The sequence below is a fragment of the Mesorhizobium sp. CA8 genome (genome assembly GCF_020164955.1).
In the GTDB taxonomy this organism is placed as follows: Bacteria; Pseudomonadota; Alphaproteobacteria; order Rhizobiales; family Rhizobiaceae; genus Mesorhizobium.
The window spans coordinates 108,117-120,927 of record NZ_JAIUHG010000006.1 but is presented as its reverse complement, the minus strand read 5'-3'; the positions used below and the strand labels follow the sequence as shown (position 1 = coordinate 120,927).

Here is a 12,811-nt window from a genome sequence, read left to right as displayed (position 1 = left end):
GCCGAAGGGCCAGTATTCATCAAGCGCTATCGCTCCTTGATTAGGGCTGAATTGTGACAGTTTCCGCGGCGGCGGCAAAGGGCCAAGCGTTTGAACAGAATTGCCGTCCAAAGGAACTGCCGGCCGACAAAAAACTCAGCCAATTCAGCTCGATATGCCGGCCAGCAGCTGGCCGTAGGCGCTCTTTGCGACGTCCGACAGGCGCTCCGGCGGCAACGAGCCGACGACAGCGCAGGCATAGCCCTTGTCCAGCCAGTAGACAGCCTCCGGCCCGCCGGTCTCAGCCGTGTAGGTGCCCTTGGACGTCTCCGACGATTCGGCAGTGACGTAGAGCGAGATGCGCTCGCCCTTGGCGTCCTCATAAAGCAGCATCGCCGCCTTGCCTTGGTCACCGGCAGGCAGCAGCCGGCCGCCGACGAGATCGAAACCTTCCGCCGCAAGATCGGGCGCGACCAGCTTCAGACCGACACGGTTAGACAGCCAGGTCTGGAGATGATCCCTGTCGCTCGCCGGGACTTCGACGGCGTGGCGCTTCTCGGCGGCGTAGGTGACGTGGGCGGCGATCGCCTGCTCGGCGAGCTGGTCGTCGCCGTCGCCGCCACGGGCGACGCTGTCGATGCCGGCGACATAGCCGCCGAGCCCGCCGACCGCGAGCATCACGGCAGCGGCAGCCGACAGCCACCAGCGTGAGCGCCATGCCGATGCTTTTGCAGGCGCCTCGCCAAGCACGACCTGGCGCAGCCTCGCCGGCACCGGCTCGTCCATCACGCCTGCCAAGGCGGCGCGCATGGCGGCGCGGTCGGCAATGTAGCGCGCGGACTTCGCCTTCATCTCGGGATTGGCCTCGAGCCAGGCGTCATAAGCCATGCGCTCCTCGCCCGGCAGTTCGCCGTCGAGGGCCATATGGATATCGCGTTCGGAAAAATCGCTGCGGGTCATTTCTCGACGATCCTTATCGAGCGGCGGCGCGATGTGTCGTCGAGCAATCCTCGCAATTCCTCGCGGCCACGCGCGATGCGCGACATCAGCGTGCCGGCCGGCACGCCAAGGATGTTGGCGGCCTCGGCATAGGAAAAGCCCTCGATGGCGACCATCACCAATGCCGCGCGGCGGTCGGGGCTGATCGCCTGCAAGGCATCCATGATCTCGCGCGAGGCGATAGTCTCGACCTGATCGGCGGGCGCGGCTTGGGCCTCACCGGTGTCGAGAGGCAGCATCGCCGCCTCGCCGCGCCGGTTGACCTTGCGCATCTGGTCGATGAACAAGTGATGCATGATCGTAAACAGCCACCTCCGGGGGCTCTCTCCAGTCTGCCAGTTGTCGAGCCGCACAAGCGCCCGCTCCAGGCAATCCTGAACGAGGTCGTCAGCGGAATCGCGCTCGCGCAGCAGCGAGCGCGCATAGCGCCGCAACCGCGGTATTTCGCTCAGGATCGCTGCCTTCTTGTCGTCCATGGCCGCTAGTTTTCGAGGTCGCTTTCCATCTCGATAGAACGCGCCTTTGCGGCGCGGTGCAAGCAGTCAGCGCGAAGCGGCCCAACCGCTGCGTTACCCAAGCAGGAGAATAACGTTGGCAGATGCGGATTCATTCCCGCCAATTGGAGAGAAAGCCAATTATTTCAAATCCGTCAGCAGGAAATCATTGCCTTTGTAGAGCAGCGGAATATCGAGCACCTTGGCGCAGGCATAGGCAAAGCAATCGCCCAAATTCAGATCGGCTTGATGACCGACGGCCTTGCCATAGCGAGCGCTGGCCTCGATGGCGCGCGAACCGATCTCCTCGCCGATCGGCACATTTTCCCCACCAATTTCCAAAATCAGCTGATCCACCAGATCGCGAGCCTTCAGGAGGGCTTCGGCAGTGGGCTTGCGAGAGCCCGCGCCGGCCCGCGCCAGTGCCTGCGTCGCTTCAAAACGGACCATTGCGGAGACATAGAAGTCGACAGCTAATGAGAATTGTTTGGACAATTCTTCCCAGCCCGGTTCCTGGTTGAGAATAGCGACGATCACCGAAGCGTCGACAAACATCAATCTTCCCACATCTCATCGGTGAATTTCTTCATGTCGAAATCGGGATTGGGCAGACCGATCTTCTTTGCCTCCGCCTGAAGCTTAACAATACGATCGCGCAGCGGCACCCTGGTGCGATGGCGTTCCAGTTCGTGCAAAAGCGCGGTCCGCACAGCCTCGGTCTTGCTGGACGCATTGGTCTCGCGCTGCAGTTTTGCGGCGAGCGCGTCGACCTCGTCATCGCGAATGTAGAGCGGCATGAATATCTCCTATTGGATATTCATATATTCCGTTTTGAATATCCAAACAAGTCAAAGCACTAAGCTTGCCTCGCCGCCCTGGTCAACAGCCGCTGATAGAACAACCCTATGCCGATCAGCACGGCACCGAGGCCGATGAAGGACAGCGCACGCAGCACGCCTTCCAGTTCCGACATGTCGAAGAGGAAGACCTTCACCACCGCCACCGCGATCAGCACCGCGGAGGCGATGCGCAGCACTTGCGATTTCAGCCAGACGCCGGCGGTGAGCAGCGCCACGCCGATCATCAGCCAGAGGGCGGAGTAAGTGTAGGTCTCGAGCTGGCCGAGCCCGCTCCACAAGGCGATGAACTCGCCTTTGAACAGGCGGCGCACCGAGAGCGTGGCATAGGCGAAGGCAAGCAGCGCGGCGATCAGCGCCAGCATCGCCGCGTACCATCGCGGGCGCTTGTCGCGGACATAGAGCGCCAGCGCGCTGGCGCCGATGGCCGGCAGCAGGTAGGCGAGGAACAATAGGTTGAAGACCGGGATCGTACCGGTCGACTCGTCCGTCAGCAGCGGGTTTAGCACGACGAAATGCTGGACCGCGATCAAGCCGGCCGAGACCACGCCGGCAACCATCGAGCCATAGCGCAGAACCGAGCTCGGCGAGCGCATGTCGATGGCGACCAGTATGGCGCCGGCGCCGAGCGCGACCAGCGTGTAGATCGCCTGTTCGGCGAGCGTCACGGTGCCGGTGTCGATGACACCACCATGCATGGCGTGGCGCACCAGCATGGCAATGGTGAGCAGCGCAAACAGCGCGGAGGCCGCCTCCATAGCAAGGCGCGGCCGGCCGTTGGTGGTGTGTGCGAGCTGCCAAGCGGCGAAGCCGAAGGCGAGCGCCGGCACGCCATAGCCCGGCAGCAGCCGGTTGAAGACCGGCGTCCTGGACAGAAACGCCGCGCCGACGATGGTCGGATCAAAGGCGATGCGGCCGAGCACGGCGACCGCCGCGCCAACCGCGATCCAGCCCAGCACGGGGTAAGAGCGCCAGCGCGTGGCCAGCGCCGGGACGATCGCGGCGGCTCCAAGCAGCACAGTCGTCCAGCCCGAGCCGAAGGCCATGTGCAGCATCAACAGGCCGGCCATGCCGGCGCCGCCGAGCGCGAATGAGACGGCCGGGCCGCCGCTGAGCGGCGGCGCTTCGGCGCGCGCTATCCATTCGCTGCCGGCGGCAAGGGCGAGCGCCAGCAACAGTGCCGGCAGCGCGTAGCCGAAGTCGCGGTCGATATCGCCGAAGGTCAGCCACAGCGCGGTGAGCACCACCAAGGGGACGATGACACCCCAGGCCGCCCAGCAGGCCCCGCGCGCCGGGGCGGTGGCGGCAAAGCGGCGCGCGGCCCAGAAGCCGGCGGCGAGGAAGACCAGGCCAAGCGCGATGCCGATGCGGAAAGTCAGGACATCGGACGACGCCAAAGGCTGGGCGTCCAGCCCGACATCGAGCGCATTCGCGCCGATCGTGGCGGGCGGGATGATGCCGAGATAGATCAGCACGGTCGCAATACCGGCGGCAAAGACCAGCGGCAGCGCGCGCGGCCGATAGAGCGCCGCCGCGACCAGCGTGACCAAAAGGACCGCGCCGTGCAATGCATCGCCGGCGCTGGCAAAAGCCGGATCGACGGACAGGGCCAGCGCGCTCAGAGCGATGAAGAAGCCTGGCACGATCGAGGGCCAGTCGAAGCCACGTTCGGCGGTGTCGCGGCCAGTAACCAAGAAAGGGCCGAGCCAGACGAAGGCAAGCACGGCGAGCGTTGCCAGGCTGATGAACAGGACGGCGGCGAGGTTCACATCCGGCGCGTCGACCATGTAAAGAATGGTCCAGATACCGGCGCCGGCGAAAGCGGCGGCCGCTAGCGCCTTCCAGTCTCGGATGCGGGCGATTGCGGCGGCCGCGGCAAGCACGATCGCCAAATAGACGAACAGCGCCCAGGGATTGGGTGCTTCCGAGGCGACCAGGGCCGGCGTGACCATGGCGCCGACGAGGCCGATGCCGGCCAGCGCCAGGCCATGCAGGAGCGAAGCGCCAATGGTCGCGACGCCGATGACGCCAAGCAGCGCGAAGGCGCTCGCCGGACCGATGAAGCCATAGATGCCGTGCGCCGCGTAGACCGTGCCGAACAGGATGAAGGCGCCAGCTGCCGTCAGGATCGATGGAATATAGGCTCCCGTTGCGCCCGGCACCGGCACCTTGAAGCCGGTACGGCGGATGAATTCGGCGCCGGCAATCAGCGCCAGGCCGAGGATGCCGGCCATCGTCAGGCGCACGCCAGGGCCGAAAATGCCGGCCTCGATGGTGTAGCGGATCAGGAACAGGCCGCCCAGCGCCAGCGCGATGCCGCCGACCCAGACCGCCCAGCGCGTGCCCAGCGCTGTTTCGACATCGGTTTGGCGCGCCGCCTTCGCGGGCGCGGGCGATCCTGACGCGGGCGTTTCGGCCGCGGTGGCGGGTTGCGCTGGTTCGGCCGTCCCGGCGGGTTGCGCGGGAACCGTCCTGCCCTTCGTCCAGGGTCCGGCCACGGCCTCGCCTTCGGCGGTCTCTGGCGTCGTGACGACCTCCTCGGCCACAGTCGGGCCATCCGCCAACGGCGCGGCAGGCGCTGCCTTGGCCTCCTCGGGAAGACCTCCCTGCGCGGCGTCCACCGCCTTGAGCGAAGCTCCAGACTGCACTTGGCCGCGCAGTATACCGAGTTCGCGCTCGACCAGCGCGATGCGGTTCTGCTGTCGTGACACGATGGCGAAAAGAGCTATGATGGCGGCAATGGCGATCAGGCTGAAAAACATGGCGGTTTCCCTCAAAGCCAGGCCAGTCGTGGCCGATAAACGCGGCAGTGAGACGGCTGGTGCAAATCAGCGTCTTGCCAGCGAACAAGGTCGAGCATGTTTCGTCGCCGATTGCCAGCAACTTGCCGGTTTGTCGGTATCAAGCCGCCGAGGCCGCTGGCGGGGGTCTGTGAACGCGGCCGTGAAATACTCGTGCTATTCTCGGGCGCTCGAAGAAATGCCGTGAGGTGACCGATGCCGCAACGAAGCGCCGGCCTGCTGATCCATAGGCGCGCCTCAGCTGTGTTCGAATTTCTGCTCATTCATCCGGGCGGACCGTTCTGGGCCAGAAAGGATGAAGGCGCGTGGTCAATCCCGAAGGGGCTGATCGGCGACGACGAGGACGAGCTCGAGGCCGCCAAGCGGGAAGCCGAAGAGGAGCTTGGGGTCGCCATCGACGGCGATTTCCAGCCGCTCGGCAGCTATAAACAGCCGGGTGGCAAGATCGTCATCGCGTGGAGCGTCGAGGCGGACATCGATGCCAATGTCGTCAGGAGCAACATGTTCACCATGGAATGGCCGCCGAAATCGGGGATCATGAAAGCGTTTCCCGAAGTCGACAAGGCCGGCTGGTTTTCGCTGCCCGAAGCCGGCATCAAGATCCTCAAGGGGCAGCGCCCCATGCTCGATGATTTCCTGGAGCGGCGGGGCGCGGATTGAGCGGTTGCCTCCGCTATCCGGCCTCGCCGGCGATCGCCTTCTCCGCCGCATGGTGCCGGCGCAGCGCGGCGAGGAAGCCGGCGCGGGCGTCGGGCGGCTCGAGGCCGCGCGGCTCGTAGACATGGCGGGTGAAGAAGAAGCCGCTCAGCCGGAAGGCGTCTTCCAGTGCTGCCGCATCGGCGCGCAGGCCGGAGCCGCGCTGCAGGAAGGCGGGCAGCGCCAGCATCTTGTCATGCCAAGGCGCGCCGGCGCTGCGCGAGACGGCGCGTCCGGATTTCGGCGAGACATAGGCCAGATCCTGCCTTGAGCCGGTCGCCGCGCATTGGCTGAGGTCGAGGCCGAAGCCCAGTTCATCGAGGATGAGCAGCTCGAAGCGCGCCACTAGCTCGCCAGCCGCATCGGCATCGCCGAGATGCGAGATCATCACGGCAAGGGCCTCGTAAAGCCCGCCATGGGCATCGCGCTCCGGCAGGAGCCTGAGATGCGCGGCCATGGTCTGCAGGCCGTAGACGGCAACCGCGCTGTCCATCAGCCGCGCCGCGTTCATCTCGATCGCCTCTGCCTGGAAGATGCCCAGATGCTCGTCGAGCCGCGCCCGCCACAAAAGGTCGACGCGGTTGCCGGGCTGCAGCACCGGCTGCTGCTTGCGCGAGCGCCCTCCCCGTACAAGGCCGAGATGCCGGCCATGCGCGCGGGTCATCACCTCGAGGATGGCGCTGGTTTCGCCATGCTTGCGAGTGCCGAGAACGATTCCCTCGTCGCGCCATTCCATGACTAGAGCTTTTCACCCGTTGGGTGGTGAAATCAAGGTCTGGCACATCGGGCTCGATCTTTGCTGACATTCGCCGGGTGCCGTGTCGCACCCAACTTCGGTGATCCGCAAGCACCTCGTCGATCACGCGGCGCTGCCTTTCGGCCTCGGCCTGGTTGGCGTCGTGGCCGGCGACGGTGATCAGCGCCTTCCACAGCGCCCAGCCGCGGCCGCGCGCCCAAGTGGCGTGATCGACGGCAATGTGGGTGCGAAAAGCCTCGCGGCTTTCGCCTTCGAAGAACGTCCAGGTTATAGCAAGATCGCAGGATGGATCGCCGATGCCGGAGGTGCCGAAATCGATGACGGCGCTCAAGCTGCCGTCCTCGACCAGCAGATTGCCCGAGGCGACATCGCCATGGAACCAGACCGGGGAGCCAAACCAGGTGTTGGCAAGCGCTGCTTCCCAGACGGTGGTCGCGGCTTGGGTGTCGATCCGGCCATCAAGCGCGGCGATGGCCTGCCTTGCCTCGTTGTCATAGACCGTCAGCGGCCCGCCACGGTGGAAATTATGCTGGCCGGGTGCAGGCCCATCCGTCACATCGATGCCTCGCAGCGCGACGAGGAAATCGGCGAGCGAGACTGCGAAGGCGTTGAGATCGTCGATGCGCGCACTCCTGGCCGTCTCGCCGTCAATCCAGCGATAAACCGACCAATGCCAGGGATAGCCCTCGGCCGGCTCGCCCATGGCCAGCGGCGTTGGAATGGGCAGAGGCAAGAGGGGTGCCAATTTCGGCAGCCAGCGATGCTCCTTCTCGACCTGCAGCGAATAGGCGGCAGCGCTCGGCAGCCTGACCGTCATTTTGTCGCCAAGATGGAAGGTGCGGTTGTCCCAGCCGCCGAAAGCGACCGGGCTGACCGGCAGATGCCGCCATTCAGGGAACTGAGCATCGACCAGCCGGCGCACGGCATCGATGGTTATCTTTGGATTGGGCATGTCGCTGGCCCGTTCCCGGTCCTTCTACGCGACAGGCATCAATGGGGAAACTCCAGCCCCATCTCGCGGTAGCGCTCTGGATCGTCGCCCCAGTTCTCGCGCACCTTCACGAACAGGAAGAGGTGCACCTTCTGCTCCAGAATGGCAGCAATCTCCATCCGCGCGGCCTGCCCGATGGCGCGGATCGTCTCGCCCTTATGGCCGAGCACGATCTTCTTCTGGCTGTCGCGCTCGACATAGATGACCTGCTCTATGCGCACAGAGCCGTCCTTCTTCTCTTCCCATTTCTCGGTTTCGATGTGCGAGGAATAGGGAAGTTCCTGATGCAGCCTCAGATAAAGTTTTTCGCGCGTGATCTCGGCCGCAAGCTGGCGCATCGGCAGATCGGAGATCTGGTCCTCCGGATAGTACCAGGGGCCGGCGGGCAACGTCTCGGCGAGATAGTCGAGCAGGTCCTTGCAGCCGGAGCCGGTGAGCGCGGAGACCATGAAAGTGCGCTTGAACGGCACGCGTTCGTTCGCGGTCGCGGCCAAGGCGAGAAGCGTCTCCGGCTTGACGCGATCGACCTTGTTGAGGACGAGCAGCATCGGCTGCCGGATATCCTTGAGTCGGTCGAGGATGGCATCGGCATCGCCCTTGATGCCGCGCTCGGCGTCGATCAGAAGCACCACGACATCGGCATCCTTGGCGCCGCCCCAGGCGGTCGTCACCATCGCGGTGTCCAGCCGCCGCTTCGGCTTGAAGATGCCCGGCGTGTCGACGAAGACGATCTGCGCGTTGTCATGCGTGGCGATGCCGCGCACGATGGCGCGGGTGGTCTGCACCTTATGGGTGACGATCGACACCTTGGCGCCGACCAGCTGGTTGACCAGCGTCGACTTGCCGGCATTGGGTGCGCCGATCAGCGCAACGAAACCGGAGCGCGTCGCGGGGGCTTCAGGGGTTTCCGTATCGCTCATGCCGCGCTCCATACGCCTTCACGCAGCAAAAGAGTAGCCGCGGCGGCCTGCTCGGCCTCGCGCTTGGATCGGCCGCTGCCGATCGCCGGCGCAAAGGAGCCGACCTCGACGCTGACCGTGAACAGCGGGTCGTGATCCGGACCCTCGCGACTGTCGACGCGGTAGGACGGCACGGCGCCGGCCGCTGCTTGGTGCGCCCATTCCTGCAATTCCGTCTTGGCGTCGCGCCGTGCGGCGCCGATCGCCTGCGAGCGCGGCTGCCAGTAGCGGTGAATGAACGCGCGGGCAGCCTCAAGGCCACCATCGAGGTAAAGCACGGCAATCAGCGATTCCAGCGCATCGGCGCGCAGATTGGTGCGCTTGCGCCCGTCGAGATTGCGCACGTCGGAGCCGGCGCGGATCAGTTCCGGCAGGCCGATCTCCTCGGCGATTTCGGACAGCGCCTCGGCATTGACCAGCGCGTTGAGCCGCAGCGACAGTTCGCCCTCGGCGGCATCGGGAAAGGTCGCGAGCAGCATGTCGGCGACGACGAGGCCGAGAACCCGGTCGCCCAGGAACTCGAAGCGCTCGTAGTCGACGCCGGCATGGGTCGAACGGGCGCTAGCATGGGTCAGCGCCCGCTGCAGACGTTGGCGGTCGGCGAAGGCATGGCCGGTACGCTCGACAAGCGCTTCGGCCAGGGCATCGGCGGTCAAACGCTTGCCGGCCGCCATCGCTCTAGTGGACAAAATGGAACAGTCGCCCGGCGCGCATCAGCGACGGCCACTTCCATATCTCGAGCGGGCTCGCCTTTCCGGCGATCGAGAAGAAGATGAGGTTGGCGCGACCGACAAGGTTCTCGGCCGGCACAAAGCCGACGGCGAAGCGGCTGTCGGAGGAATTGTCGCGATTGTCGCCCATCATGAAATAATGCCCGGCCGGCACGACGAATTCGCGCGTGTTGTCGCCGATCGAATCGGAATTGATGTCGAGCGTGTCGTAGCTGACTCCGTTCGGCAGCGTTTCACGATAGACATCGATGGGCCGGTTTTCCTCGGTGACGTCGGGATTGTCGATCTGGCCGGTCTTCACGCGCGGCACGCCGACGTCATTGATGAGAAGCTGGCCGTCCTTCACCTGGATCTTGTCGCCGGGCAGGCCGACGACGCGCTTGATGTAGTCGACCGACGGATCCGGCGGGAACTTGAACACCACCACGTCGCCGCGCTTGGGCTCCGAGCCCCAGATGCGGCCCGAGAAGAGATCGGGACCGAACGGCAGCGAGTAACGCGAATAGCCATAGGCCCATTTGGTGACGAAGAGATAGTCGCCTTCGAGCAGCGTCGGCCGCATCGAGCCGGACGGAATGGAGAAGGGCTGGAAGAGCAGCGTGCGGATGACGAGCGCGAGCAGCAGAGCCTGGATGATGACGGAGAAGGTTTCACCAAGCCCGCCGGATTTCTTCTGCGATTTTTCAGCCACGCTCATGTCGTCCTCGATTGTGCGATGTTGGTATAGAGTCTCGGCGCGCGCTGGGCAACGTCATGCCGCTCGTGGTCAGATGGAATCAATGTGGCGCTTGTTCGGCGGGCACTGCCTCGATGATCACAAAGGCTTGAGCAAGCGGGAAATCGTCGGTGATGGTGAGATGGATGAGGGCGCGGTGGCCTTTCGGCAGGATTTTCTCCAGCCTGGCCGCGGCGCCGCCGGTCAGCGCCATAGTCGGCGCGCCGCTCGGCAGGTTGACAACGCCCATGTCGCGCCAGAACACGCCCTCGGCCATGCCGGTGCCCAACGCCTTGGCGCAGGCCTCCTTGGCGGCGAAGCGCTTGGCATAGGAAGCCGCGCGTGCCGCGCGCTTTTCCGACTTGGCCTGCTCGACCTCGGTGTAGATGCGCTGGATAAAGCGCTGGCCGTGCCGCTCCAGCGATTTCTCGATGCGCCTGATGTCGATCAGGTCGCTGCCGATGCCGATGATCATTCTGCCGGAACTTCCCGTCCGCCCTGCCGCGCTTTCTTCTCGGCGCGTTCGGCCATGCGCTTCCTGCGCTGCTCGCGAAACACGGTCATGCCCCAGCGCGTGATGCCATAGAAGAGGAGGCCGAATATCAGGCCAAGCAGCACCGCGCCGATCAGCATCGGCTCCAGAACAGGCGCCCAGAGCTTGTCGAAGGAGAGCTTGTGCATCATTTCGCCCAGATGCTCAGGCGGCCCGTGCCTCGGCAGATGCTGACGCAGGATCAGTTTGCCGGTTTCCCAGGAGGCGCCCCACAGCAGCGGGGAGGTCAGTGGATTGCCGAAAAAAACTGCGCCGAGCGCCGCCGCGACCAGATTGCCGGCGATCACCCAGCAAAGCACCGCGGCAACCACGAAATGGACGCCAAGCGGGAAGAAGGAGGCAAAAACACCCGCGGCGACGCCGGCGGCGACTGAATGGGGCGTCGCCTTCAGCCGCAGGATGCGTTTGGAGAAATACTGCACGGAGCGCGAGAACGAGCGGCGCGGCCATAGATAAGTACGCACCCGCTCCAGGAGGCCATCAGGCTCTCGGCGTCGAAAAAGCACTCTGTTCCAGTTCCCGGTCCAACATGCGCTGCCCCTGCCACCACCGGGTCGCGCCAAACATATCTTGCGCTCCGATGGCGCAGAAAGGCAACAAGCTTTGATATAGCGACGACTGGGCCGCGCAACAACGAACGCCGCCGCGATGGTCTGCCGCAGGCTGTAATAAGAGCGTCATTCTGGCGAAACTGAGGAAGACAACCGGGAGGCGGAGCCAAATGATCATCATTCGACTGGCGATGGCCGCCGACGCCGAGGCATTGCCAGCTATCGAACAGTCCGCCGGGCTGGCGTTCCGCGCCATCGCGGAACTGGCGTGGCTCGCCGACGGCGACAATGTCAGCGTCGAGCGACACCGCGCGCTCATCGCCGCGGGCGCATGCTGGGTTGCCGCAGAAGAGAAGGACCGGCCGGTCGGCTTTCTCAGCGCCGGGATCGAGGGCGATGCGCTGCATATCTGGGAGCTGGACGTGCGCCTCGACCGGCAGGGCCAGGGCATCGGCCGCGCCCTGCTCGAACGGGCGGTCGCGGACGCCAGGCGGCGCGGCCTGGCCGCGGTGACGCTCACCACATTTCGCGCCGTACCCTGGAATGCGCCCTTCTATCGCAAGTTCGGATTTCGCATTGTGGAAGATGCCGAGATCGACGGACGGCTGGCCAGCCTGCTCAGCGATGAGGCCGAGCACGGCATGGCTTTGGATCAGCGCTGCGCCATGCGGCTCGATCTCAGGTGAGCGGATACTCGCTGACCTCGACCAGGTTGCCGTCCGGATCGCGGAAATAGACCGACATCATCGGGCCGCGCGCGCCGGTGCGCTCGACGGGACCGACCTCGACCGTCACGCCATTGGCTTCGAGGCTCGCCTGGACTTCGGCAAGCGGCACCGCCGCCACGAGGCAGAAATCGCCGGAGCCCGGCGTCGGCGCCTTCGCCTTCGGCTCGAAGGTGCGGCCGATTTCGTGCAGGTTGATCTTCTGCGAGCCGAACAGAAGCGCGGTCGGCCGGTTTGGCTCATCAAGCCGCCGCATGCCGAGCACACGCTGGTAGAACGCGCAGCTCGCTTCGACCGAGCGGACCGTCAGCACGAAATGGTCAATACCGGCGATCATGGCGCCCCCGGCGCCGGCGGCTGCCTGAGAGATTCAAGCGACGCGCCCAAGTGCTTGCTTTCATACATTGCGGAGTCAGATGTTGCGGCTTCCGGGCTTAATGGCTGGAATGGCGGCAAGTTCCGGCGGCAGGCGGTCGGCGGGATAGGCCGGCACTTCATATTCGGCAAGCGCGATCAACGGCACGCCGACATCGGTCTTGCCGGCCGAGCGGTCGATGATGCAGGCGGCCGCCACGACTTCGGCGCCGAGCTCGCGCAGGCAAACGATGGTCTCGCGGATCGACAGGCCCGTGGTGACGATGTCCTCGACAATGACGACGCGCGCGCCCTTAGCGATCTCGAAGCGGCGCAGCCTGAATTCGCCCCCTTCCCGCTCGACCCAGATCGCCGGGGCGCCGAGATGACGCGAGGTTTCATAGGCCGGGATCAGACCGCCGATGGCAGGGCCGACGACATAATCGATCCTGCCCGGCACAGCCTTGCGTATCTTCTCGGCCAGCGCCTTGCACAAGCGCTCGGTCTTGTCGGCATGCATGAACACGCGGGCCTTCTGCAGGAAGACCGGACTGCGCAGGCCGGACGTCAAGATGAAATGACCCTCGAGAACGGCGCCGGCCTCGCGGAAAATGCCCAGCACTTCGTCGGTGTTCATTTTCGTCCCCTT

Annotated in this window: 15 protein-coding genes and 1 pseudogene; 2 read left to right on the top strand and 14 right to left on the bottom strand. The window is 65.0% G+C overall.

The window, feature by feature from the left end; all coding sequences use genetic code 11:
• Nucleotides 1-144: 144 nt before the first annotated feature.
• The 5 genes from LB553_RS09125 to LB553_RS09105 all read right to left on the bottom strand — a co-directional run bounded on the left by LB553_RS09125 (nucleotide 145) and on the right by LB553_RS09105 (nucleotide 5,091).
• Complete coding sequence (locus LB553_RS09125) at nucleotides 145-939, bottom strand: anti-sigma factor family protein (RefSeq protein ID WP_224512472.1); 795 nt, start codon at nucleotides 937-939, stop codon at nucleotides 145-147.
• Complete coding sequence (locus LB553_RS09120) at nucleotides 936-1,454, bottom strand: RNA polymerase sigma factor (RefSeq protein WP_224512470.1); 519 nt, start codon at nucleotides 1,452-1,454, stop codon at nucleotides 936-938. The genes LB553_RS09125 and LB553_RS09120 overlap by 4 nt, the downstream gene beginning before the upstream one ends.
• A gap of 159 nt (nucleotides 1,455-1,613) precedes the next feature.
• Entirely contained in the window at nucleotides 1,614-2,027 is a 414-nt protein-coding gene (locus LB553_RS09115) for a type II toxin-antitoxin system VapC family toxin (protein ID WP_224512469.1), read from the bottom strand.
• On the bottom strand, nucleotides 2,027-2,269 hold the full coding sequence (locus LB553_RS09110) for a type II toxin-antitoxin system VapB family antitoxin (protein WP_224512468.1): 243 nt from the start codon (nucleotides 2,267-2,269) through the stop codon (nucleotides 2,027-2,029). The genes LB553_RS09115 and LB553_RS09110 overlap by 1 nt, the downstream gene beginning before the upstream one ends.
• A gap of 59 nt (nucleotides 2,270-2,328) precedes the next feature.
• Nucleotides 2,329-5,091, bottom strand: coding sequence for a DUF2339 domain-containing protein (locus LB553_RS09105; RefSeq protein WP_224512467.1), 2,763 nt, complete (start codon nucleotides 5,089-5,091; stop codon nucleotides 2,329-2,331).
• 234 nt (nucleotides 5,092-5,325) lie between these two features.
• On the opposite strand from LB553_RS09105, the gene LB553_RS09100 reads away from it, so the two are divergent.
• A complete protein-coding gene (locus LB553_RS09100) occupies nucleotides 5,326-5,790 on the top strand; it encodes an NUDIX domain-containing protein (RefSeq protein ID WP_224512466.1) in 465 nt (154 codons plus the stop codon).
• 13 nt (nucleotides 5,791-5,803) lie between these two features.
• On the opposite strand, the gene recO is transcribed toward LB553_RS09100, so the two are convergent.
• From recO to LB553_RS09065, 7 genes and pseudogenes are all read right to left on the bottom strand, one after another.
• Nucleotides 5,804-6,562, bottom strand: a complete 759-nt coding sequence (gene recO / locus LB553_RS09095) for a DNA repair protein RecO (RefSeq protein WP_224512465.1) — start codon at nucleotides 6,560-6,562, stop codon at nucleotides 5,804-5,806.
• A gap of 91 nt (nucleotides 6,563-6,653) precedes the next feature.
• Nucleotides 6,654-7,535, bottom strand: a pseudogene (locus LB553_RS09090) (aminoglycoside phosphotransferase family protein); the annotation flags it as partial.
• Between the two features lie 38 nt (nucleotides 7,536-7,573).
• Complete coding sequence (era, locus tag LB553_RS09085; protein ID WP_224512464.1) at nucleotides 7,574-8,506, bottom strand: GTPase Era; 933 nt, start codon at nucleotides 8,504-8,506, stop codon at nucleotides 7,574-7,576.
• Entirely contained in the window at nucleotides 8,491-9,225 is a 735-nt protein-coding gene (gene rnc, locus LB553_RS09080; RefSeq protein WP_411962190.1) for a ribonuclease III, read from the bottom strand. Before rnc ends, era begins: the two co-directional genes overlap by 16 nt.
• On the bottom strand, nucleotides 9,212-9,961 hold the full coding sequence (gene lepB / locus LB553_RS09075; RefSeq protein ID WP_224512463.1) for a signal peptidase I: 750 nt from the start codon (nucleotides 9,959-9,961) through the stop codon (nucleotides 9,212-9,214). Before lepB ends, rnc begins: the two co-directional genes overlap by 14 nt.
• Before the next feature lie 79 nt (nucleotides 9,962-10,040).
• Nucleotides 10,041-10,454 (bottom strand): holo-ACP synthase, encoded by a 414-nt coding sequence (acpS, locus tag LB553_RS09070; protein ID WP_192244492.1) that lies wholly within the window; start codon nucleotides 10,452-10,454, stop codon nucleotides 10,041-10,043.
• On the bottom strand, nucleotides 10,451-11,038 hold the full coding sequence (locus LB553_RS09065; RefSeq protein WP_224512462.1) for a DUF2062 domain-containing protein: 588 nt from the start codon (nucleotides 11,036-11,038) through the stop codon (nucleotides 10,451-10,453). Before LB553_RS09065 ends, acpS begins: the two co-directional genes overlap by 4 nt.
• Nucleotides 11,039-11,274: 236 nt before the next feature.
• On the opposite strand from LB553_RS09065, the gene LB553_RS09060 reads away from it, so the two are divergent.
• The gene (locus LB553_RS09060) at nucleotides 11,275-11,769 is read left to right on the top strand and encodes a GNAT family N-acetyltransferase (RefSeq protein WP_224512461.1); all 495 of its coding nucleotides are present in this window, start codon (nucleotides 11,275-11,277) and stop codon (nucleotides 11,767-11,769) included.
• Here LB553_RS09060 and LB553_RS09055 read toward each other — a convergent pair.
• Both LB553_RS09055 and pyrE read right to left on the bottom strand, forming a co-directional pair.
• The gene (locus LB553_RS09055) at nucleotides 11,762-12,145 is read right to left on the bottom strand and encodes a VOC family protein (protein WP_224512459.1); all 384 of its coding nucleotides are present in this window, start codon (nucleotides 12,143-12,145) and stop codon (nucleotides 11,762-11,764) included. The two genes, LB553_RS09060 and LB553_RS09055, sit on opposite strands and share 8 nt — an antisense overlap.
• 75 nt (nucleotides 12,146-12,220) lie before the next feature.
• Nucleotides 12,221-12,799 carry an orotate phosphoribosyltransferase gene (pyrE, locus tag LB553_RS09050; RefSeq protein ID WP_224512457.1) on the bottom strand — a complete coding sequence of 193 codons (579 nt, stop codon included), beginning with the start codon at nucleotides 12,797-12,799 and terminating at the stop codon, nucleotides 12,221-12,223.
• Nucleotides 12,800-12,811 lie beyond the last annotated feature (12 nt).

Coding starts and splice junctions, on each gene's coding strand:
- LB553_RS09125 (WP_224512472.1), bottom strand. CDS start 939: ATGACCCGCAGCGATTTTTCCGAACGCGATATCCATATGGCCCTCGAC.
- LB553_RS09120 (WP_224512470.1), bottom strand. CDS start 1,454: ATGGACGACAAGAAGGCAGCGATCCTGAGCGAAATACCGCGGTTGCGG.
- LB553_RS09115 (WP_224512469.1), bottom strand. CDS start 2,027: ATGTTTGTCGACGCTTCGGTGATCGTCGCTATTCTCAACCAGGAACCG.
- LB553_RS09110 (WP_224512468.1), bottom strand. CDS start 2,269: ATGCCGCTCTACATTCGCGATGACGAGGTCGACGCGCTCGCCGCAAAA.
- LB553_RS09105 (WP_224512467.1), bottom strand. CDS start 5,091: ATGTTTTTCAGCCTGATCGCCATTGCCGCCATCATAGCTCTTTTCGCC.
- LB553_RS09100 (WP_224512466.1), top strand. CDS start 5,326: ATGCCGCAACGAAGCGCCGGCCTGCTGATCCATAGGCGCGCCTCAGCT.
- recO (WP_224512465.1), bottom strand. CDS start 6,562: ATGGAATGGCGCGACGAGGGAATCGTTCTCGGCACTCGCAAGCATGGC.
- era (WP_224512464.1), bottom strand. CDS start 8,506: ATGGAGCGCGGCATGAGCGATACGGAAACCCCTGAAGCCCCCGCGACG.
- lepB (WP_224512463.1), bottom strand. CDS start 9,961: ATGAGCGTGGCTGAAAAATCGCAGAAGAAATCCGGCGGGCTTGGTGAA.
- acpS (WP_192244492.1), bottom strand. CDS start 10,454: ATGATCATCGGCATCGGCAGCGACCTGATCGACATCAGGCGCATCGAG.
- LB553_RS09060 (WP_224512461.1), top strand. CDS start 11,275: ATGGCCGCCGACGCCGAGGCATTGCCAGCTATCGAACAGTCCGCCGGG.
- LB553_RS09055 (WP_224512459.1), bottom strand. CDS start 12,145: ATGATCGCCGGTATTGACCATTTCGTGCTGACGGTCCGCTCGGTCGAA.
- pyrE (WP_224512457.1), bottom strand. CDS start 12,799: ATGAACACCGACGAAGTGCTGGGCATTTTCCGCGAGGCCGGCGCCGTT.